This is a genomic window from Citrobacter sp. XY323, from assembly GCF_025106035.1.
In the GTDB taxonomy this organism is placed as follows: Bacteria; Pseudomonadota; Gammaproteobacteria; order Enterobacterales; family Enterobacteriaceae; genus Citrobacter; species Citrobacter braakii.
Genome location: NZ_JANYUK010000001.1, coordinates 83,006 through 104,229, shown reverse-complemented (window position 1 = coordinate 104,229; position 21,224 = coordinate 83,006). Strand labels below are relative to the sequence as shown.

Sequence of the window (21,224 nt, the reverse complement as noted above, 5' to 3'; positions counted from 1 at the left end):
CTGATGAGCTGCGGTCTGTGAGCCATATGCAGCTCAACCTTTCTCACTGTCATAAACGGGCACGTCAAACGCACCACGATACCCGCCGAGTTTGTACTCTACTTATTATGCTGAATTTCAGGCTGGTTTTCTTCCACCTGGAACACCGCCACAGCCTGGGATAGCATTGCCGACTGCTCTTCCACACTGCCTGTCGTGGCGGCTATCTCCTCAACCAGCGAGGCGTTTTGCTGAGTCACTTGCTCCATTTGCGTTACCGCAACCCGGATCTGTTCGATGCCGCGACTCTGTTCCCCTGAGGCTCCAGAGATATCTTCCATTAAGACATTAATGTTGCGTATTGCCTTCGCAATATCCGCCATCATGGCGCCACTGTTTTCGGCTATCTCTACCCCTTCCTTAACGCTAATTGCCGCTTTGGCAACCAGTTCACTGATTTCTTTCGCCGAGGAGGCGCTGCGCTGGGCAAGCGTTCGGACTTCACTCGCCACAACGGCAAACCCACGCCCGGACTCACCAGCGCGTGCAGCTTCCACCGCCGCGTTTAATGCCAGAATATTGGTTTGAAAAGCAATACTATCAATAACATTGGATATTTCGTTCACGCCTTGCGCATTACGGCTGATCAGGTGAATTTTCTCAACCATATCACTCATTAAACGCTCGCCACGCAATGCCATTTCCGTACTTTCGCTGGTCATAACGGATGCCTGATGTGACTTATCAGTATTATTTTTTGTTGTGACTGAAATCTGTTCCATACTGGCCGCCGTTTCAACGACTGCCGCAGCCTGCTGTTCCGTTCTGGTTGATAAATCGGAATTACCGGAAGCAATTTCCTGCATACCGATATTAATAGACTCAACGCCATCGCGAATAGTGCTGACAGTCTCCCGCAGGCCTTTTTGCATATTATGCAAATTTAAGCACAGTATGCCGATTTCATTGTTACCCGATACCTTAACAGGATGGCTGAGATCGCCCTTACCAATCCGCGCAAAATGTTCAGAAACGATTTTTAAAGGCTGAATGATGGTCCGGTTCAACCAGAAATTACAGATAAAGAAGATAAGTACCGTAATGACCAGGATCACGGATACTTTCAGGATCGAGGTATTAAACTGAACGTGTGTTTGTGCAACGATCTTCTCACCAATCAGCATTGTTGATTTGTAATAATTCGTCACTTCGTTATCGAAATTTTTGCGAGCCGCGAGCAGTTCCGCATTAGCATTTTCTTGTGCATTAATAATACTGTTGCTGGAAAGCATCTGATTTAATGTATCAATAGACTTTTGCTCAGCATTCATTTGTTGCTCAAAAGCCGTTCTGATGACTTTACCGATTTGCGGATCGTCAGCCGTCAATCCAGGAATACCCCAGAAAATATCGAACTGTTTTCTGGCATACGCCATCTGATCTTGCATTTGATTCACTGTCTGTCGGGCATCGGTCGCATTATGTTGTTGAATATTATCACGAACGCTTCTGACCTTATAAACAGCCTCAACGACCTTATGCAGGGTATCCTGCTCCTTAATGATGTTATGTAGTAATAACGTATTTTTTTGATTTCCTTTGAGATCAACCAACTCAAACCCATTGGAAAAGAACTGCATGAAGGTAAATAACAACAGCAATAATAACAGGCTGGTTTTAATTCTCATATTCTTTAACATTTAAACATCTCCATAACAATAAAAATCCTCTACGACTTAATTGTTATCGACACATCACGCAATACCTTAACCTGTAAAATGGTTAATTATTAGAAAGTTTCCGCATTCATTCTCACGTAATAAATTAATTACTCAGGGGGACATACTGCGATAAACAGCAGCCCTCTAACATTGGCAAAAATAAGGCCAAAACTATTCAATATTAATATTATTTATGGATATAAACGGTAATGTCTTTCTGACTATCGACAGGCACCCGCACCCAGGACAACGAATCGACGGTGATCGGTGCCATTTCATTTTCTAAACGTAACAACGGCGTGCTGGCGTCTGGCACACCTGTACTTTCAGTTATCTCGAGAACGCCCCGAAAAGAAATGGACACACTGTCTGGAATATCAGACAACCTTATCCATTCGTTGGCAATCACTAACTTTCGAGTAAACATTCGCTGTCCTTGGCGCGTGGTTTCTATCCGATAAATTTACAAGTTGATCAATCTATTCTTTGCATTAACAGCACATTGTTCACATCGTCAGTTAAGCATTACTTACCAGAAGAAAATGGAAGTGATAAAACTCATTTGAAACGTGCTTTACAAATTCAGCCGGAAGGTTATGTTTAATGAACGTTAACTTTGCAAACTCAACATCGCCATATACCCGGATACAGAAGGGTTTGACAATCTCACCCTGCACGCCAAAACACGCCTGCAGCCGAGTGTCATCCATAAAAATAAAATTACCTTCTCTTACCTTAATCTTTTCATGCAGATCTCGCCATTTCTCTGGCGTAAGCAGAAAGCTTTCCCAGCCATTATTTCTCAACACCTCAATCGTATGAGTAAACTTAAAATAGTCGTTCTGCATCGATACATCGCCACTCGAAGTCGAGTATAGATATTCTATTTTAAATTTAAGTTGTGCATTGAGGCTTTTTTTCTTGCCTTCATCAATTAGCCATTGAAGTTCATTGATTACGTTCCTTGAGAAGAGCTTTCTTTTTTTAGCGATGGCCAGCCATTGCATAATAAAAAGATGCTCTGACATTTTAGAATGAATCTTACGGTCCCGTATTGCGATACCAATTGCTACCAATGCACTCCAGGTAAACGCTTCCAGGTCATCCTGATAATGGTGTCGTAACGTACTAACTTTTCCTGAATCCCTTACCACTTAAACCTGCCCAAATAAATCATTATTACATGTAAATCTTGCATTATTTCATTTTAAAAAATACTACAACTAAAAACATCAAAATATGATCCAGATTAATTTATCCCTATGTAATAAAATTGCAAACTTAACACATCACTCTTATTAATCATTGATGCCCGGATGGCTCAGCGATAAATAATAAGAATTATACGATAAAGATAAAAACTAATAATACTCACAGGTTATCAATTCCACCTGCTGTTAAAAATATGATCATCATAAAACTTCAAAAATTGCTGATTAGAAGAAATATCCTGATAGTTTTGACCAGACGCCCCAGATAAACACCCATTCCAACGCTAAACAGCCATTAAACATCCTAATGGAATCGCATTTTATCCTCCGCTGAGCGACAGACAGCCTCACAGCAGCAGGCAAGGCTTTTTATACAGGTATCAGTAATATTAACGCTTTTAAATTTCGCCTAATTCAAAAAGCCAACATCCGGATTCAATGAACCGGAGGTTGGCTTGTCGCTGGTACGGTTAATAGAAAATACCGATGATCAGGGTGTGAGTAACGAACCCCACAATCAGCGGTACGGCGGTACGCTTCACCACATCGAATGGGGTTATTTTCGCTCCGCTGGAAACGGCAATCACGACGCCGGATACCGGTGAAATGGCCCGTCCCATATGCGATGCCTGCTGCATCGGCAGGATCATGGCAACGGCGTTAGCGCCCATACTGGCGGCAATTTGCGGGATGAGCTCAACGAAGGCGAGGAATGGCGCATTCCCCGACCCCATAATGATAGCCGCGGCCAGCGTCACCAGCGCAAATACTACCGCCATGGCAAACGGCGGTAATCCCACGTGTTCGGCCATCAGAATGAGCTGATCGATTGCACCGATGACTTTAATTCCGTGAGCAAAAACCCCTGCCGCAACCAACAGTCCAACCACACCGGTAAACGCAGTGCCCATTCCTTTCAGGAAATGGCTGAAACCTTCGCAGACCGACTTTAAATCACGCACTCGCAGCCATTCAATCAGCATACAGATGGTCATTGAAATGAGGACAATGGTGATAATATTCAGGTTGATACCCCTGACGAACATTTCGGATGATCCTACTGCCATCAGTATCGGAAGCATGGGGAGCAGCGCGTAAAAAGCCGGGGATTTTCCTGAATCAGTCACTTCTGCGCTACCGATTTCCCGCGGTAACGTCCCTGCTTTACGGTCGCAATGCCGCTGCCAGAAAAAATGGCACACACCGACAACCAGAACCGTCGCCAGCGCGGCGGGTCCCTGGTGGTAAACAACATATTCCACTACATCCATATTCACTGCTTTAGAGCCCCTGATAGCATCGATTGCCGTCGGGGTGTAAGCCACGCCAAGCGAAGTAGCAATGACCCCGGCAGCCGAGGCCGCTGAGAGCCCTAACCCCAGCATAATGGGGAACATCGTCCCCATCAGCAACACGGCAAGCCCGGTTGCAGAAGGAATGGCCAACTGCAGGAGGCTGGCGAGCAGGTAGGAGAAAAAGAGGAGCACATAGGGTGAACGCAGCGCCCGTAAGGGTTTCGTTACTACCCGCACGACCGCCTCATTTGCGCCGATATGATCCATGTAATGCGCAAATCCCATTAACGCCATGATCATCAGGCCGAGATCGGCGGCGCGCGTGCTGAAGAGATCGCGCATTACCTCGAAAGGATCGAGAAAGGAAATTCCCGTACTGGCAACCCCCTTCGGTAATACGGAACCCCATCCGGTTAACGCGGTGCAAATCATCAAGACTAAGCCCGCAATGAAGAGCACCGGTTCAGCGCGATAACCTTTCAGAATCAGACGCGCGACCACCACGATAACCAGAAGTGCGATTAACACCTGAATCATGACTGAGCTCTCCGCTGCGCGAACTCAGTATAAGTTTCCTCAATCACCGCCACCACCACATCACTGGCGGCCTGCAGAGAACGCACCGGCAGATACTCATAAATTGAATGGAAGTTATGAGCACCGGTAAAAATATTCGGGCACGGCAATCCTTTCTGCGACAGTACCGCGCCATCATACCCGCCACGCATGGCGACAGGTGCGGGCGTTATGCCGCATTTCTGATACGCGCGGAATGCAATATCAATCGGGTAGTGAGCGTCCCCCTGCAAACTGTTCAACACATTCGCGTAGCGATCGGCTAAATGACAGACCACGCTGTTTTCCCCCCACAGGGCACAGGTGCTGACGGCAAGCTGGCGAATAAACGCCATACGCGCCTTATAACCTTCTTCACTGAAATCGCGGATATCCAGCTTAAGTACCGTGCGGGCACTGTTACCCTGTAGCTGTTTTACCCAGTAATACCCTTCGCGCCCTTCCGTATATTCAGGCGCTTCTCCCCCTGGGAGCATGGCAATAAACTTATGCGCCATCAGCAGCGAATTCATTAACTTACCTTTGGCCGACATCGGGTGTGCGGACTGGCCGGTAAAGATGATTTCCGCATCGCCCGCATTCCAGTTCTCGTAAACAAACTCACCGATACCGCAGCAATCCAGGGTATAGCCAAAATCAGCACCAAACGCGGCAACATCAAACGCTTTTGCGCCACGCAAGCCCTGTTCCTCATCCGGGACAAAACCCACTTTTACCGGCCCATGTTTTATTTCCGGGTGTGCGACCAGATACTCAAGAGCATTCATAATCGCGGCGATGGCTGCTTTATCATCAGCGCCCAACAGACTGGTCCCGTCGGTCACCAGCAGGTCATCACCGATATAATTTTTCAGTTCCGGAAATTCACTTTCGCGCAGGTAAATATTCAGCTCTTTGTTCAGGCATAAATCCCCACCGTGATAATGCAGGCGCTGTGCTTTGGTGTCTGCCGTCTGTTCCGCACTGGTATCCAGATGACCAAAAAAAGAGACCACCGGGATCGTGTCATCGGTATTTGCAGGTAAGGTTGCCGTCACTATAGCGGTATCCCTGACCTCAATGTTTTCCATTCCTAATGCTTCAAGTTCTGCTGCAAGCAGTTTTGCCAGTTCCATTTGACCAAGAGAAGAAGGCATTATCCCATTAGCGCCATTTTCCCTTGATGTCGTGGTATTGATTTTCGTGTAGTTAATAAAGCGTTCAACAATATCCATTCCAGGAGATCCTTTAATGTATCATTTATGAGGTACTGCGAGAGGTGTTCTGCATGCAGCGTGGAGTAAATAATCTGAGAACCAAATAAAATCAGCGCTCATCCCAGAACGCTGATTTTATGGGCATTACGACAACGATTTATATAAAGGAAGATAAAAAGGCCAGTGATTATACCTGCGATTAAAAAACTCCTTTCTGATTGATAAAATCATATTCCCTGTCTATTTTTACTGCTATTTCCCATGGTGTTAAGCTAACAGAAGTCATAAACGGCATCCCTATACCTATGAGATAATAGAAATCATTTAGATTCCTGTACTCTGTACTGGCATAAGACATACCATCGCGATATTTTTTTAATGAACGAATACTGTATCAGCAACATGCAACCGTTTGCACCTCTCTACAAATAGCCACTTCGCGCACTAAAATCCGTGAACAAAATCACAATTACCTCAAAAGCAAAAAACTTCTATCGCGCTGAAAAAAAGGCAGTTATAAGGAAAGCTATATAATACCCACATAAACATAGCCAGAATTATACTATTCACTATGAAATAGATTCAGGCTGATACTATTTCAATATTGCCGTAGAGGTCAGTAGAGCTAAATCGTCGTAACCAATAATGTTGAATATCAATAACGATAATATTAAAATTTCTATTTATGACGATAAGCCAAATAATATGCAGGCAAAAAAAACCTCTCCCCCGAGAAGAGATTCAGGGCAGAGGTAATACGGGTGTTAAGGACATACTTATAGTTTTAATGATAACAGAAGCGCTTCTTGCAGGACCGAGTATACACACTTAGCCACGTTAAGAAAATTCTTAAAAACATTAAATTGCAAATTTCATTTAAAACCACAATTATGATAAAGGATCATTTATCAAAGAACAAAATTAACCAGCAAAAAGAGTAAACCATACTAATCAATGAGGTGATAAAAAAGCAATGCTGTATGGCTACCGATAGCGTTTCTGGCGACGCTGAAACATTAAATTAATTTAATGAATAAATGCGATTTACATAACGAGAATTAAAAAGTCATTAAATAAAAGAAATACAATTTTTCGTTACAGATCACACTTCCACTATAAGGAGGTTCCCCTACTGTTTCTTGCAGGTATGATTCAGCATGTAAATACCTTTCAACTCAACCCGAGGCTTTGATGCTGGAGAATGTAATCATCTGATAATCAGCTTCCCGACCTTTTCAGGCCGGACTGGTTATCAATGCGCCGAATTCGAATGCGGACACCGCTGTGTGTTTGCACGTTTTGCACATGATGATTAAACAGGTTTTCCAGTATGAATTTATCCCGTCAGGAACAACGTACCTTACACGTTCTCGCCAAAGGTGGCCGTATTGCTCACGTCCGCGATGCCTCTGGCCGCGTCACTTCCGTCGAATGCTATAGCCGTGAAGGGTTGCTGCTCTGCGACTGCACGCTCGAGGTGTTCAAAAAGCTCAGAACCAAGAAACTGATCAAATCCGTCAATGGTCAGCCCTACCGTATTAATACGACCGGCCTGAACAACGTTCGCGCCCAACTTGATAATCGCTAAGGAGAGAGAGATGGATATCCCGAAGATTTTTACCATCAGCGAAAGCGCACATCGCATTCATAATCCGTTCACCGCACAGAAATACGCCACGTTAGGCCAGGTTTTAAGGATGGCACCGGGAACACGCATTCTGGACCTCGGCAGCGGTTCGGGTGAGATGTTGTGCACCTGGGCACGCGATCACGGTATTTCCGGCGTTGGTATCGATATGAGCCGGCTGTTCAGTGAGCAAGCCACCCTGCGGGCCAAAGAGTTGGGTGTCAATGAGCACGTGCGTTTTATTCATGCCGATGCAACAGGTTATATCGCCAAAGAAAAATTCGATATTGCCGCTTGCGTTGGTGCGACCTGGATTGCCGGCGGCGTCGCTGGAACGATCAGACAACTGGAACTAAGTCTCAAACCAGGTGGGATCATACTCATCGGCGAACCGTACTGGCGTCAAATACCCGCCACGGAGAAGATCGCCCAGGCTTGCGGTGCCACCGCCGTGGCCGATTTTCTTTCTCTGCCAGAGCTCGTTTCATCTTTCGACCTGCTCGGTTATGACGTAGTTGAAATGGTACTGGCTGACCAGGAGGGTTGGGACAGATACGAGGCGGCAAAATGGCTGACGATGCGCCGGTGGCTGGAGGCAAATCCGGACGATGAATTTGCCCCGGAAGTCAGAGAGCAACTGAGGAGTTCACCAGCACGCCACGTAGCCTTCACCCGGGAGTACATTGGCTGGGGCGTGTTCGCACTCATACAGAGGTAATATGTCCAGTCGGTATAACCAGACAGGTTATACCGACTTTTTTCATTGCTTACTTCATTAATACTTCAACAAATTTAGCCAGCCATTGCGGATGCGCGGGCCATGCAGGCGCGGTAATCAGATTGCCATCCACGTGGGCTTGATCAATGCCGATATCTGCGTAATGCCCGCCGCTCAGACGAACTTCTGGCGCACAGGCCGGATAGGCGCTACAGGTCCGGTTTTCTAACACCCCCGCCGCCGCTAATAGCTGAGGTCCATGACAGACCGCGGCGATAGGCTTACCGGCAGCGTTGAAATCTTGCACCAGCTTAATAACATCCGGATTCAGCCGGAGATATTCCGGAGCACGTCCGCCGGGGATCAGCAGCGCGTCGTAATCGGTGGCCCGCGCCTCGGCAAAATTCGCATTCAGCGTAAAACGATGACCCGGTTTTTCACTGTAGGTCTGCGCCCCATCAAAATCATGAATAGCGGTTTGAACGTAGTCCCCCTGACTTTTATCCGGACAGACGGCATCAACACGATGGCCCAGCATCTGCAACGCCTGAAAAGGCACCATCGTTTCATAATCTTCGACATAATCGCCGACCAGCATCAGTATCTTCTTCATTCACATCCCCCGCTCACGGTTATTAATGATGAGAAATAACGGCCATCTTTACTATAGCCCACGCATTTCACGACATTAATAAATACCGCAGGACACGCCGTCACCGGACGTCTGAGGTAGTTGCCCCTGACGGCGTGCCCTGTTGTTAATACCTGAAGTTTCTATCACTCCCAGGCTTGCTCAGATTTCGCGGCGTCAAACTGCGGCGGCGGCTTGCGGAAACGTCCGGTCAGGTAGGCGAGATACACCAACCCCACGCCAGCCCATACCAGTCCCAGCGTCAGCGATGTCACCTCCAGGTTCACCCACAGTACGGCAACGGTGGCGGCGCCGACCATTGGCAATACCAGGTAGTGCAACTTTTCCTGCCAGGTATGCTTACGCCCTTCACGACGCCAGAAGTGGTTAAACACGGACAAATTAACGAACGTAAAGGCCACCAGCGCGCCAAAGTTAATCAACGCCGTGGCGGTCACCAGGTCAAAAAACAGGGCCGAGAGTGCCACAATCCCGACCATAATGACGTTCAGCGCGGGTGTACGCCATTTCGGATGGACATAGCCGAAGTACTTCTCCGGGAAGACGTTATCGCGGCCCATCACGTACAGCAGACGCGAAACGCTGGCATGGGACGCCAGACCTGACGCCAGCGTATTCACAAAGGTCGTACACAAGAAAATAGACTGGAACAGTTTGCCGCCAACGTACAGCGCAATCTCCGGCAGCGCCGCGTCCGGGTCTTTAAATCGGCTAATATCTGGAAAAAACAGCTGCATAAAGAACGAGGCAGCAATGAAGATCAGTCCACCGTAAAGCGCGGTAAGGAAAATAGCTTTTGGAATGGTACGCGCGGCATCCGGTGTCTCTTCAGAGAGCGTGGTTACCGCATCAAAACCGAGAAACGAGAAGCAGACGATGGTCGCCCCGGTGATAATCGGGATCAAATGCGCATTCTGGCTGATAAACGGTTGCAGCGACCAGACGGTCCCGACCCCTTCGCCTTTGTGCAGCCCCTGCACCACGAGAACAATGAACACCACGATTATCGCAACCTGCACCAGTACAAACAGCGCATTGAAGTTCGCCACCAGATTTACGCTTTTCAAATTGGCCGCGGTGAGGATCGCTACAAACATCACCACCCAAATCCATGGCGCAACGCCCGGGAACAACGCGGAAAGGTAAATTTTCGCCAGCAGGACGTTAATCATCGGCAGGAACAGGTAATCAAGCAGTGACGACCAGCCGACCATAAACCCCACATGCGGGTTGATCGCTTTTTGCGCATAGGTGTAGGCCGAACCGGCTTGTGGAAACTGGCGTACCAGCTTTCCGTAACTGATGGCGGTAAACAGCACGCCCGCCAGGGCCAGCAGATAGGAGGCCGGAACATGGCCATTGCTGATACCCGAAACAATACCAAAAGTGTCAAATACCGTCATCGGTGTGAGATAGGCCAGCCCCATCACCACCACCTGCCACAGCTTGAGGGATTTACGCAACTGTGCTTTGCCCGGCTGGGCCGCGAGATCCACAGAAGAATTAGTCGACATAGCTTTCCTCCCCGCCACGGGCCCAGATCTGCGATCGAAACGTGGGTACAGCAGACCTGGGTCGTGTCGGGGTGGAAAGCCAAAAGAAAGGCGTCAATGTTGCACGGCACAGATGCGGTCCGTACTTACTGCGGGAGCCATGGATGCTCACGCGGGGCGGGTTTTTAAACATTGGCATCATCACATTTCCTCGTCACAAACTCTGTCGGTTATCTGAAGACCCGTTGTCGCAAGCCGCTCCATTACGCGACATCCGGGAAATGGCAGGTGATCCTGCAATATTGACGGGCTGGCTCCGCTCAGACCGCATGATGCGACTTCTTTTTTTCAATGACCAAACAATGCGTACAGGCCCGACAAACATTCCGCCGTCGGGCCACTTTCCTGTCAGGCGTTTTTCAGCATCCACTCAATTTCAGTGTCGGTAATCAGGCGTTCAAACTGGATCAGTTCATCGTGTTTACAGGCGTGATACACATGGCTAAAACGCTCCCCGAGCAACTCACGCAGACTGTCATTTTGCATGAACTCCCACAGCGCATCGCTCTGGCGGATCGGGAACGGTAGCCCTTCCTGCTCCAGGCCGTTGCCTTCCACCTCTTCCTGCAACGGCAGCTCGTTATCCAGACCATGCAGGATCCCCGCCAGAATGGTCGACATCACCAGATACGGGTTGGCGTCAGCCCCCGCCACGCGATATTCAACCCGATGGTTATCACGATCGCCGCAGGGAATGCGCAGCGCCACCGTACGGTTGTTGTGCCCCCAGGAAGCCTGGGTCGGAACATACATCCCCGGCTGGAAGCGGCGATAAGAGTTCACATTCGGCGCCAGCAGCGCCATTGACGCAGGCATCAGATCAATCATCCCGGCAAGCGCACGCTTTAGTAACGCGGAATCATCGCCATTCGCATCGGCTAACACGTTCTCGCCTTTATTATTCATAATGCTGATGTGGATATGCATTCCGCTACCGGCATGCTCCTCATAAGGTTTTGCCATAAACGTGGCATGCATCTTATGTTTCTCCGCCACCAGCCGTACCAGGCGTTTCAGCGCCAGCGCGTCATCGCAGGCGTCGAGTACGTTATCGGTATGGTAGAGGTTGATTTCAAACTGCCCAGGGGAGGCTTCAGCCACCGCGCCGTCAGCCGGGATCAGCTGCAAACGGGCCAGTTCATCGATATCGTTCAGCACATCAGCAAAGTGGTTCAGGTTATCAACCGAGTAAACCTGACTTTGCGTATTCCGATCGTCCGTTCCCGGCGCGCACGGCGGCTGCAGATAACCTTCGGGATCGCGCTTACGATCGAGTAAATAGAACTCCAGCTCTACCGCTACGACGGGGAACAGACCGCGCTGGCGAAGTTTCTGCCAGAGTCGGTTAAGTACGTTCCGCGGCTCAACGTCAAAGGGAGCGCCATCTTCATCCAGCATCGTCAGCATCATCTGCGCAATACATTCCGGATCGGCGGCCGAAGGCGTTAACGTGCCAGGCACCGGGACACAGGTCCGATCCGGTTCGCCAAGCTCCTGGCCTAATCCCGCCTCTTCGACCACATTGCCAAGAATATCCATCGCGAAAACGGATGCCGGGAAATAGCAGCCTTTCTCTAACTTGTGTAATCCCGCAACGGGAATGCGTTTACCACGAAAGCAACCATTCAGGTCGGTTAACAGCACATCCACGAACTGCGTGTTGGGATAGCGCTCCAGATACTGCTTAACTTCACGCGCAAACGCGCTACTTCGTCTCTCTTCAGAATGCTGAACAAAATTCTCAACTTCTACGATATTGGTTTCCATGATTCACCGCCGTTGGCCTGTAAGCTGTTCTGTGATTTGACTGTTAAATATAATGTCCACTCTTCGACTCTGGATGCAAACAAATTGTTTGTCAAATGTTAAATTAAGTTTGCTAGAAGGTTATTCCGCTGCTAGATTGAGAAAATAATGAACGGAATGGCATAACAAGGAACCGTTTGGCAATAATTTATTCCAAAACGTGAGGTCGATCATGGGCAATATATTTGACAAGCCAGTTATTGGTGTAGTGATGTGTAGGAACAGGCTTAAGGGTCACGAGACCCAGACTCTGCAAGAAAAGTACCTGAATGCAGTATTAAACGCCGGTGGATTACCGATAGCGATTCCCCATGCGCTTGCGGAACCCGAATTACTGAACGCGCTGTTACCGAAACTGGATGGTATCTTCCTGCCAGGAAGCCCAAGCAATGTGCAGCCGCACCTTTATGGTGAAAATGGCGATGAGTCTGACGCCGATCCCGGGCGTGATCTTCTGAGCATGGCGCTAATCACCGCCGGGCTCGAAAGGCGCATTCCCATTTTCGCCATCTGCCGGGGCTTACAGGAATTAGTTGTCGCCACTGGCGGGACTCTGTATCGTCGCCTGTGCGATCACTCACAGTTCCTGGAACATCGTGAAGATGCGGAACTCCCGGTGGAGCAGCAATATGCGCCATCTCATGAAGTCCAGGTTCAACAGGGAGGATTGCTATCTCAGCTAATACCAGGTTGCAGCACGTTTTGGGTTAACTCCTTGCATGGTCAGGGCGCAAAAACCCTTGGCCCGCAACTGCGCGTGGAAGCACGCTCGCAGGATGGATTAGTGGAAGCAGCCAGCGTTCACGACCATCCTTTCGCGCTTGGCGTGCAGTGGCACCCGGAATGGAACAGTAGCGAATACGCCCTGTCGCGTTTGTTACTTGAAGGTTTTATCACCGCTTGTCAGAACCACCTCGCTGAAAAACAGCGACTCTGACCACTACAGTTAAGGAAATGCAATTATGAGCGATGACGGCCTGGCGCCGGGTAAACGTTTGTCAGAGATCCGCCAGCAATTGGGTCTTTCACAGCGTCGTGCCGCCGAACTGTCTGGGTTAACGCATAGCGCCATCAGCACCATAGAGCAGGATAAAGTCAGTCCTGCCATCAGTACGCTGCAAAAGCTATTGAAAGTTTATGGGCTGTCGCTCTCCGAGTTCTTCGCGGAACCGGAAAAGCCTGACGAACCGCAGGTGGTTATCAATCAGGATGATTTGATTGAGATCGGGAGTCAGGGAGTATCCATGAAGCTGGTACACAACGGAAATCCGAATCGTACGCTGGCCATGATGTTTGAAACCTATCAGCCAGGTACGACAACCGGGGAGAGAATTAAACACCAGGGTGAAGAGATTGGGACAATACTGGAAGGTGAAGTGATACTGACCATCAACGGTCAAACGTATCATCTTGTTGCAGGACAAAGTTATGCCATTAACACCGGTATACCACATAGCTTCAGCAACACCTCGGCAGGGATCTGCCGCATCATCAGTGCCCACACTCCTACCACTTTCTAATAAGTAGCGGCCTGAGTTTCTCAGGCCTTCTTAAATAACGCGCATTAACAGGGTACATCCCTGGGGCATCGTGCAGCCTGATTTTGCCTGAAAAAGATCAGCAACGAACTTTATCTTATTGATATAAAAGGAGTAGCTATGAACTTTCAGAATCTTAAATATTGGCGTGAGAAAGCCAGCCATTATTCGCCGGAGACCCGTTTATTTATTAACGGCGAATATTGCGCAGCCGCCGATAACGAAACCTTTATTACGCAGGATCCGGCAGGACAACGCCCGCTCGCCAAAGTCGCCCGCGGCAAAAAAGCGGATGTAGACCGCGCGGTCACCGCAGCCCGCACCGTGTTTGAACGCGGAGACTGGTCGCAAGCATCACCCGCAGAGCGCAAGGCAGTCCTGCACAAGTTCGCCGATTTAATGGAGCAGCATCACGAGGAGCTGGCGCTACTGGAAACGCTCGACACCGGTAAACCTATTCGCCATAGCCTGCGTGATGATATTCCAGGCGCGGCACGCGCCATCCGTTGGTACGCCGAAGCAATAGATAAAGTCTATGGCGAAGTGGCCACCACCTCGGTGAGCGATCTGGCGCTGATTGTGCGCGAGCCGGTGGGTGTCATTGCGGCCATCGTGCCGTGGAATTTTCCCCTGCTGCTGGCCTGCTGGAAACTTGGCCCGGCACTGGCTGCAGGCAACAGCGTGATCCTCAAACCTTCAGAAAAATCACCGCTGACCGCCATTCGCCTTGCTGCGTTGGCAAAAAAAGCAGGTTTGCCAGATGGCGTTCTCAGCGTGGTGAGCGGATATGGCCACGAAGCGGGCCAGGCGTTGTCGCAGCATCCGGATGTTGATGTGATCACCTTTACCGGCTCGACCCGCACCGGCAAGCAACTGCTCAAAGACGCTGGCGACAGCAATATGAAACGCGTCTGGCTGGAGGCCGGTGGTAAAAGTGCCAACATCGTTTTTGCCGACTGCCCGGATCTGCCGAAAGCCGCCGCCAATGCTGCAGCAGGCATCTTCTATAACCAGGGTCAGGTCTGTATCGCCGGTACGCGTCTGTTACTGGAAGAGAGTATTGCCGACGAGTTCATCGCCCTGCTGAAAGAGCAGGCGAAAAACTGGCAGCCGGGCAACCCGCTGGATCCGGAAACCACGATGGGCACGCTTATCGACAACGCGCATGCCGACACCGTGCACGGTTTTATTCGCGACGGTGAAGCGCAAGGCACGCTGGCGCTGGATGGTCGCAGCCACGTACACCCAGCGGCTATCGGCCCGACTATTTTTGTCGATACAGCCCCGCAAGCCCACGTCAGCCGCGATGAGATCTTCGGCCCGGTGCTGGTCGTCACCCGTTTTAGCAGCGAAGCCGAAGCTCTGGCGCTGGCCAACGACAGTGACTACGGCCTGGGGGCCGCGGTCTGGACCCGCGATCTGTCGCGCGCCCACCGCATGAGTCGTCGCCTGAAGGCCGGTTCGGTCTTCGTTAATAACTACAACGACGGTGATATGACTGTGCCGTTCGGCGGTTATAAGCAAAGCGGCAACGGGCGCGATAAGTCCCTGCATGCACTGGAAAAATTTAGCGAACTGAAAACCATTTGGATCTCCCTGGAGCCTTAATCATGACTGAACATACCAGCAGTTATTACGCCGCAAGCGCCAATCAGTACGAACCGTTTCCCACCCTTAGCGAGTCGGTTAGCTGTGATGTTTGCGTCGTGGGCGGTGGATATACCGGTCTCTCCTCCGCCCTGCACTTAGCGGAGATGGGTTACGACGTAGTGCTACTGGAATCCGCGCGTATCGGCTTCGGGGCCAGCGGACGTAACGGCGGTCAGTTGGTGAACTCCTACAGTCGCGATATCGACGTCATCGAGCGCACCTATGGCCCGGACGCCGCCAAAATGCTTGGCAGCATGATGTTTGAAGGCGGTAATATCATCCGCGAACGTATCAAGCGTTATCAGATCGAATGCGACTATCGCCCCGGCGGACTGTTTGTGGCGCTGAACCACAAGCAGATGGAAACGCTGGAGGAGCAGAAGTCGAACTGGGAACGCTATGGCAACACGCAGCTTGAACTGTTAGACAGCAGCGAAATTCGTCGCGAAGTCAGCAGCGATCGTTATGTCGGCGCGCTGCTCGACCACAGCGGTGGTCATATTCATCCGCTGAACCTGGCGATTGGCGAAGCTAACGCCATTCGTCTTAACGGCGGGCGCGTCTTCGAACAGTCGCCGGTCACCCGTATCCAGCACACCAGCCCGGCGGTGGTCAGCACCGAAAAAGGTCAGGTTACGGCCCGCTTTGTGATCGTCGCGGGCAACGCCTACCTCGGCGACAAACTGGAGCCTGCGCTGGCAAAAAGCAGCATGCCATGCGGCACACAGGTATTAACCACCGAACCGTTGTCTGCAGAGATGGCGCGCTCGCTGATTCCTAAAAACTACTGCGTGGAAGATTGTAACTATCTGCTGGATTACTACCGTCTGACCGGTGATAACCGCCTGCTGTACGGCGGCGGCGTGGTCTACGGCGCCCGCGATCCGGACGATATTGAACGTCTGGTAATGCCGAAACTGCTGAAAACCTTCCCGCAATTGCAGGGGGTAAAAATTGATTACCGCTGGACCGGTAATTTCCTGTTAACGCTATCTCGCATGCCGCAGTTCGGCCGTCTTGATACCAACATTTACTATATGCAGGGCTACAGCGGCCACGGCGTGACCTGTACCCACCTGGCAGGACGTCTGATTTCTGAACTGCTGCGCGGGGATGCCGAGCGCTTTGACGCTTTCGCCAAACTGCCGCACTACCCGTTCCCGGGGGGGCGCAGCCTGCGCATTCCGTTTACCGCCATGGGGGCGGCATATTACAGCTTACGCGATCGCCTTGGGGTTTAAGTTCTTCCGCAATAAACCCGACGCACAGGGCGGTCTCCCCTGTGCGTTTTTTTATTCCCGGACAGTGAAAAACAGGTAACGGGCACGAAAATATCGCAATAGGACATAACCCTACACTTTGCATTGTTTCTCCCTGCTGATCGGATAGGCTTTTTTAGATTATCGCTGGCGACGTGGCCAGAACTCAACGGGGGAAGAAACGCGTGTTATGAATACGAATAACGAGGAGACCTTTTATCAGGCGATGCGCCGCAAAGGGGTGAGTCGACGCAGTTTTCTCAAATATTGCAGCCTCGCAGCAACATCGCTTGGGCTGGGAGCCGCAATGACGCCCAGAATAGCCTGGGCGCTGGAAAACAAACCCCGGATCCCGGTCGTCTGGATCCACGGGCTGGAATGCACCTGTTGCACCGAATCATTTATCCGCTCCTCTCACCCACTCGCCAAAGACGTCATCCTCTCCCTGATTTCTCTTGATTACGACGACACCCTGATGGCCGCCGCCGGAACGCAGGCCGAAGAGGTATTTGAAGACATTCTGAGCCGCTACCACGGCCGATACATTCTGGCCGTCGAGGGCAATCCTCCGCTGGGTGAACAAGGAATGTTCTGCATCAGCGGCGGGCGACCGTTTATTGAAAAGCTAAAAAGAGCCGCGGCAGGCGCCAGCGCGATTATCGCCTGGGGAACCTGTGCCTCCTGGGGCTGCGTGCAGGCCGCCCGGCCTAATCCAACCCAGGCAACGCCGATCGATAAGGTGATCACCGATAAACCAATCGTGAAAGTGCCCGGCTGCCCGCCGATTCCGGATGTGATGAGCGCCATCATTACCTATATGGTGACGTTTGATCGTCTGCCTGAACTCGATCGTCTGGGACGTCCGCTGATGTTCTATGGTCAGCGTATTCACGACAAATGCTACCGCCGCGCCCACTTTGACGCCGGGGAGTTCGTTGAGAGTTGGGACGATGACGCTGCCCGAAAAGGCTATTGCCTGTACAAAATGGGCTGCAAAGGGCCTACCACTTATAACGCCTGCTCCACCACCCGCTGGAATGGCGGCGTTTCTTTCCCCATCCAGTCCGGTCATGGGTGTCTGGGATGTTCAGAGAACGGCTTCTGGGATCGCGGTTCGTTCTATAGCCGCGTGGTCGATATCCCGCAGATGGGGACGCATTCAACCGCCGATACCGTGGGCCTCACCGCGCTTGGCGTGGTGGCTGCCAGCGTCGGTGTCCACGCAGTCGCCAGCGCCGTCAATCAACATAACCGCCACAAACAGCAATTAGCCGACGCCGGACAACAGTCGCCAGACAATGAGGATAAACAGGCATGAGCAATTCGTATCAAACCCAGGGATATACGGTCAATAATGCCGGCCGGCGCCTGGTTGTCGACCCCATTACGCGCATTGAAGGGCATATGCGTTGTGAGGTGAACATTGATGAGCAGAACATCATCACCAACGCGGTGTCCTGCGGCACCATGTTCCGTGGACTTGAAATTATTCTGCAAGGGCGCGACCCGCGCGATGCCTGGGCGTTTGTCGAACGAATTTGCGGGGTGTGCACTGGCGTACATGCGCTCGCATCGGTCTATGCCATTGAAGATGCCATTGGCATCAAGGTGCCCGATAACGCCAACATCATTCGCAATATTATGCTGGCGACGCTGTGGTGCCACGACCACCTGGTCCACTTTTACCAGCTAGCCGGAATGGACTGGATTGACGTTCTGAATGCCCTGAAAGCCGATCCGCGCGCAACATCGCAGTTGGCACAAAGCCTTTCTGCCTGGCCGATGTCCTCCCCAGGCTACTTCTTTGACGTACAAAACCGCCTGAAGAAATTTGTCGACGGCGGTCAGTTGGGGATTTTCCGCAACGGTTATTGGGGACATCCGCAGTACAAACTGTCGCCAGAGGCTAACCTGATGGGCTTTGCCCATTATCTGGAAGCGCTCGATTTTCAGCGCGAGATTATCAAAATCCATACGGTGTTTGGCGGCAAGAATCCGCATCCTAACTGGATTGTCGGCGGCATGCCATGCGCTATCAATATCGATCAGAGCGGCGCGGTTGGCGCGGTCGATATGGAACGCCTTAACCTGGTACAGTCGATCATCACCCGCACCGCCGACTTCATCAACAACGTCATGGTTCCTGACGCGCTGGCTATCGGCCAGTTCAACAAACCCTGGAGCCAGATTGGCACCGGGCTGTCTGATAAGTGCGTCTTAAGCTACGGCGCGTTCCCGGATATTGCCAACGACTTCAGCGCGAAGAGCCTGTTGATGCCTGGCGGCGCGGTCATTAACGGTGATTTTAACAATGTCATGCCGGTGGATCTGGCCGATCAGCAGCAAATTCAGGAGTTTGTCGATCATGCCTGGTACCGTTATCCGGACGATCAATTAGGTCGTCACCCGTTCGAGGGGATTACTGAACCCTGGTACAACCCCGGCGATGTCAAAGGCAGCGATACCGATATCCAGCAGCTCAACGAACAGGAACGCTACTCGTGGATTAAAGCCCCGCGCTGGCGCGGACACGCCATGGAAGTTGGACCGTTGGCGCGTACGCTGATTGCCTATCACAAAGGGGATGCCGCCACGATTGAATCCGTCGATCGCATGATGTCCGCACTCAAACTGCCGCTGTCGGGTATGCAGTCGACGCTGGGGCGTATTTTGTGCCGCGCGCACGAGGCGCAGTGGGCCGTGAGCAAGCTGCAATATTTCTTCGACAAGCTGATGACCAACCTGAAAAACGGCAATCTGGCTACGGCGAATACCGAAAAATGGGAGCCTGCAAGCTGGCCGCAGCAGTGCCGTGGGATCGGTTTTACCGAGGCGCCGCGCGGAGCACTCGGTCACTGGGCGTCGATTCGCGACCAGAAGATCGACGTGTATCAGTGCGTAGTGCCGACCACCTGGAATGCCAGCCCGCGCGATCCGAAGGGGCAAATTGGCGCCTACGAGGCGGCGTTGATGGGCACCCAAATGGCGATACCGGATCAACCACTGGAGATCCTGCGTACCTTGCACAGCTTCGACCCCTGCCTGGCATGTTCAACCCACGTCCTCGGCGACGACGGCAGCGAACTTATCGCAGTCCAGGTTCGCTAAGCGTTAAGGAACGGAACGATGACTGGAAAGATATCCCCACGCGTCGGGGAGGCGCGTGATACCGCCGTCAGCCACTATGTGTTTGAAGCGCCCGTACGCTTGTGGCACTGGCTGACAGTGGGCTGCATGTTGGTTTTGATGGTAACCGGATACTTCATTGGCCGACCACTGCCGTCGGTCAACGGCGAAGCCACTTACCTGTTCTACATGGGCGACATCCGGTTAGTGCATTTCGCCGCAGCCATGGTGTTTACGGTGATACTGCTGGGTCGCATTTACTGGGCCTTCGTCGGCAATCGCTATTCACGCGAGCTGTTTATCGTGCCTGTCTGGCGTCGCAGTTGGTGGCAGGGTGCCTTTTCAGTGGTGCGCTGGTATCTGTTTCTGGAAAAAAAACCGGGAGAAGATATCGGCCATAACCCCGTCGCGCAGGCGGCGATGTTCGGTTATTTCCTGCTCTCAGTTTTTATGATCCTCACCGGTTTTGCCTTATACAGCGAGCATAGCCAGTACGCCATTTTTACCCCCTTCCGCTATGTGACGGAGTTTTTCTACTGGACCGGCGGTAACTCTCTCGATATCCACAGCTGGCATCGGTTGGGGATGTGGTTCATCGCCGCCTTCATCATCGGTCATGTGTATATGGCTATCCGCGAGGACATCATGTCTGACGATACCGTCATCTCAACCATGATCAACGGCTACCGTAGCCACAAATTTGCCAAACGCCAGCATGATAAGGAGGCGTCATGAGCGAACCTTACGTCATCGTGATGGGCTTAGGCAACCTGCTGTGGGCAGATGAAGGATTTGGCATTCGCGTTGCCGAACGCCTGTACGCCCACTATCACTGGCCGGAATGGGTAGAGATTGTCGACGGCGGCACGCAAGGGCTGAATCTGCTGGGCTACGTTGAGCAGGCCAGCCATTTGTTGCTGCTGGACGCCATCGACTACGGACTCGCGCCAGGCACTTTGCAATCCTACGCTGGTGAACAAGTCCCCAGTTACCTCAGCGCCAAAAAAATGAGTCTGCATCAGAACAGCTTCTCCGAAGTGCTTGCTCTGGCGGAGATTCGCGGTCATCTGCCCGCCCACATCGCCCTCGTAGGACTACAGCCGGTGCAGCTGGACGACTATGGCGGCAGCCTGACCGACATCGCGCGCGCTCAGCTCCCGGCGGCAGAACAAGCCGCGCTAAGGCAACTGGCCGCGTGGGGCATCGCGCCACAGACAATCGATGAAACGCGTTGCCTGAACTATGAATGCCTGTCGCTGGAAAACTATGAAGGCGTGCGTATTCGCCAGTATCGTGTAACGCTGGAGAGATAAGCAA

At 51.4% G+C, this 21,224-nt stretch carries 18 protein-coding genes; 10 read left to right on the top strand and 8 right to left on the bottom strand.

Annotated elements, in window-relative coordinates; translation table 11 throughout:
- Window positions 1–98: 98 nt before the first annotated feature.
- The 5 genes from N0B36_RS00505 to pepT form a co-directional block, all read right to left on the bottom strand.
- Window positions 99–1,679, bottom strand: coding sequence for a methyl-accepting chemotaxis protein (locus tag N0B36_RS00505; protein WP_047498309.1), 1,581 nt, complete (start codon window positions 1,677–1,679; stop codon window positions 99–101).
- A gap of 208 nt (window positions 1,680–1,887) precedes the next feature.
- Complete coding sequence (locus N0B36_RS00500) at window positions 1,888–2,127, bottom strand: hypothetical protein (RefSeq protein WP_016151936.1); 240 nt, start codon at window positions 2,125–2,127, stop codon at window positions 1,888–1,890.
- A gap of 91 nt (window positions 2,128–2,218) precedes the next feature.
- Window positions 2,219–2,854 carry a DUF2913 family protein gene (locus N0B36_RS00495; protein WP_016151935.1) on the bottom strand — a complete coding sequence of 212 codons (636 nt, stop codon included), beginning with the start codon at window positions 2,852–2,854 and terminating at the stop codon, window positions 2,219–2,221.
- 527 nt (window positions 2,855–3,381) lie between these two features.
- Entirely contained in the window at window positions 3,382–4,743 is a 1,362-nt protein-coding gene (gene dcuC / locus N0B36_RS00490) for a C4-dicarboxylate transporter DcuC (protein WP_016151934.1), read from the bottom strand.
- Entirely contained in the window at window positions 4,740–5,996 is a 1,257-nt protein-coding gene (pepT, locus tag N0B36_RS00485) for a peptidase T (protein WP_259685196.1), read from the bottom strand. The genes dcuC and pepT overlap by 4 nt, the downstream gene beginning before the upstream one ends.
- Before the next feature lie 1,312 nt (window positions 5,997–7,308).
- Between pepT and N0B36_RS00480 the strand changes: the two genes are divergently transcribed.
- Together N0B36_RS00480 and N0B36_RS00475 are read left to right on the top strand one after the other, a co-directional pair.
- Complete coding sequence (locus tag N0B36_RS00480; protein ID WP_016151932.1) at window positions 7,309–7,566, top strand: YjhX family toxin; 258 nt, start codon at window positions 7,309–7,311, stop codon at window positions 7,564–7,566.
- Window positions 7,567–7,576: 10 nt separating this feature from the next.
- Entirely contained in the window at window positions 7,577–8,323 is a 747-nt protein-coding gene (locus N0B36_RS00475; RefSeq protein WP_259685195.1) for a cyclopropane-fatty-acyl-phospholipid synthase family protein, read from the top strand.
- Window positions 8,324–8,372: 49 nt separating this feature from the next.
- On the opposite strand, the gene N0B36_RS00470 is transcribed toward N0B36_RS00475, so the two are convergent.
- The 3 genes from N0B36_RS00470 to N0B36_RS00460 all read right to left on the bottom strand — a co-directional run bounded on the left by N0B36_RS00470 (window position 8,373) and on the right by N0B36_RS00460 (window position 12,295).
- Window positions 8,373–8,936, bottom strand: a complete 564-nt coding sequence (locus tag N0B36_RS00470; protein WP_016151930.1) for a DJ-1/PfpI family protein — start codon at window positions 8,934–8,936, stop codon at window positions 8,373–8,375.
- A 164-nt stretch (window positions 8,937–9,100) separates the two neighbouring features.
- Window positions 9,101–10,489: an APC family permease gene (locus N0B36_RS00465; protein ID WP_016151916.1), complete on the bottom strand. Its 1,389-nt coding sequence runs from the start codon at window positions 10,487–10,489 to the stop codon at window positions 9,101–9,103.
- Between the two features lie 387 nt (window positions 10,490–10,876).
- Window positions 10,877–12,295 carry a glutamine synthetase family protein gene (locus N0B36_RS00460; RefSeq protein ID WP_046276299.1) on the bottom strand — a complete coding sequence of 473 codons (1,419 nt, stop codon included), beginning with the start codon at window positions 12,293–12,295 and terminating at the stop codon, window positions 10,877–10,879.
- 211 nt (window positions 12,296–12,506) lie between these two features.
- On the opposite strand from N0B36_RS00460, the gene puuD reads away from it, so the two are divergent.
- The 8 genes from puuD (at window position 12,507) to hyaD (ending at window position 21,220) form a co-directional block, all read left to right on the top strand.
- Window positions 12,507–13,271 (top strand): gamma-glutamyl-gamma-aminobutyrate hydrolase, encoded by a 765-nt coding sequence (puuD, locus tag N0B36_RS00455; protein WP_016151914.1) that lies wholly within the window; start codon window positions 12,507–12,509, stop codon window positions 13,269–13,271.
- Between the two features lie 25 nt (window positions 13,272–13,296).
- A complete protein-coding gene (puuR, locus tag N0B36_RS00450; protein WP_016151913.1) occupies window positions 13,297–13,854 on the top strand; it encodes an HTH-type transcriptional regulator PuuR in 558 nt (185 codons plus the stop codon).
- 138 nt (window positions 13,855–13,992) lie between these two features.
- Window positions 13,993–15,480, top strand: coding sequence for an aldehyde dehydrogenase PuuC (gene puuC / locus N0B36_RS00445; RefSeq protein WP_016151912.1), 1,488 nt, complete (start codon window positions 13,993–13,995; stop codon window positions 15,478–15,480).
- A gap of 2 nt (window positions 15,481–15,482) precedes the next feature.
- Window positions 15,483–16,763: an FAD-binding oxidoreductase gene (locus tag N0B36_RS00440; protein ID WP_016155784.1), complete on the top strand. Its 1,281-nt coding sequence runs from the start codon at window positions 15,483–15,485 to the stop codon at window positions 16,761–16,763.
- Between the two features lie 208 nt (window positions 16,764–16,971).
- A complete protein-coding gene (hyaA, locus tag N0B36_RS00435; protein ID WP_046276297.1) occupies window positions 16,972–18,099 on the top strand; it encodes a hydrogenase 1 small subunit in 1,128 nt (375 codons plus the stop codon).
- Window positions 18,096–19,889: a Ni/Fe-hydrogenase large subunit gene (gene hyaB, locus N0B36_RS00430; protein ID WP_016155782.1), complete on the top strand. Its 1,794-nt coding sequence runs from the start codon at window positions 18,096–18,098 to the stop codon at window positions 19,887–19,889. Before hyaA ends, hyaB begins: the two co-directional genes overlap by 4 nt.
- Before the next feature lie 18 nt (window positions 19,890–19,907).
- Entirely contained in the window at window positions 19,908–20,642 is a 735-nt protein-coding gene (hyaC, locus tag N0B36_RS00425; protein WP_016151908.1) for a Ni/Fe-hydrogenase b-type cytochrome subunit, read from the top strand.
- Entirely contained in the window at window positions 20,639–21,220 is a 582-nt protein-coding gene (gene hyaD / locus N0B36_RS00420; RefSeq protein WP_259685186.1) for a hydrogenase 1 maturation protease, read from the top strand. Before hyaC ends, hyaD begins: the two co-directional genes overlap by 4 nt.
- The last annotated feature ends 4 nt before the right edge of the window (window positions 21,221–21,224 follow it).

Bases quoted from the DNA above. Each gene is read 5' to 3' on its own strand.
- N0B36_RS00505 (WP_047498309.1), bottom strand. From the start codon at position 1,679: ATGTTAAAGAATATGAGAATTAAAACCAGCCTGTTATTATTGCTGTTG.
- N0B36_RS00500 (WP_016151936.1), bottom strand. From the start codon at position 2,127: ATGTTTACTCGAAAGTTAGTGATTGCCAACGAATGGATAAGGTTGTCT.
- dcuC (WP_016151934.1), bottom strand. From the start codon at position 4,743: ATGATTCAGGTGTTAATCGCACTTCTGGTTATCGTGGTGGTCGCGCGT.
- pepT (WP_259685196.1), bottom strand. From the start codon at position 5,996: ATGGATATTGTTGAACGCTTTATTAACTACACGAAAATCAATACCACG.
- N0B36_RS00480 (WP_016151932.1), top strand. From the start codon at position 7,309: ATGAATTTATCCCGTCAGGAACAACGTACCTTACACGTTCTCGCCAAA.
- N0B36_RS00475 (WP_259685195.1), top strand. From the start codon at position 7,577: ATGGATATCCCGAAGATTTTTACCATCAGCGAAAGCGCACATCGCATT.
- N0B36_RS00470 (WP_016151930.1), bottom strand. From the start codon at position 8,936: ATGAAGAAGATACTGATGCTGGTCGGCGATTATGTCGAAGATTATGAA.
- N0B36_RS00465 (WP_016151916.1), bottom strand. From the start codon at position 10,489: ATGTCGACTAATTCTTCTGTGGATCTCGCGGCCCAGCCGGGCAAAGCA.
- N0B36_RS00460 (WP_046276299.1), bottom strand. From the start codon at position 12,295: ATGGAAACCAATATCGTAGAAGTTGAGAATTTTGTTCAGCATTCTGAA.
- puuD (WP_016151914.1), top strand. From the start codon at position 12,507: ATGGGCAATATATTTGACAAGCCAGTTATTGGTGTAGTGATGTGTAGG.
- puuR (WP_016151913.1), top strand. From the start codon at position 13,297: ATGAGCGATGACGGCCTGGCGCCGGGTAAACGTTTGTCAGAGATCCGC.
- puuC (WP_016151912.1), top strand. From the start codon at position 13,993: ATGAACTTTCAGAATCTTAAATATTGGCGTGAGAAAGCCAGCCATTAT.
- N0B36_RS00440 (WP_016155784.1), top strand. From the start codon at position 15,483: ATGACTGAACATACCAGCAGTTATTACGCCGCAAGCGCCAATCAGTAC.
- hyaA (WP_046276297.1), top strand. From the start codon at position 16,972: ATGAATACGAATAACGAGGAGACCTTTTATCAGGCGATGCGCCGCAAA.
- hyaB (WP_016155782.1), top strand. From the start codon at position 18,096: ATGAGCAATTCGTATCAAACCCAGGGATATACGGTCAATAATGCCGGC.
- hyaC (WP_016151908.1), top strand. From the start codon at position 19,908: ATGACTGGAAAGATATCCCCACGCGTCGGGGAGGCGCGTGATACCGCC.
- hyaD (WP_259685186.1), top strand. From the start codon at position 20,639: ATGAGCGAACCTTACGTCATCGTGATGGGCTTAGGCAACCTGCTGTGG.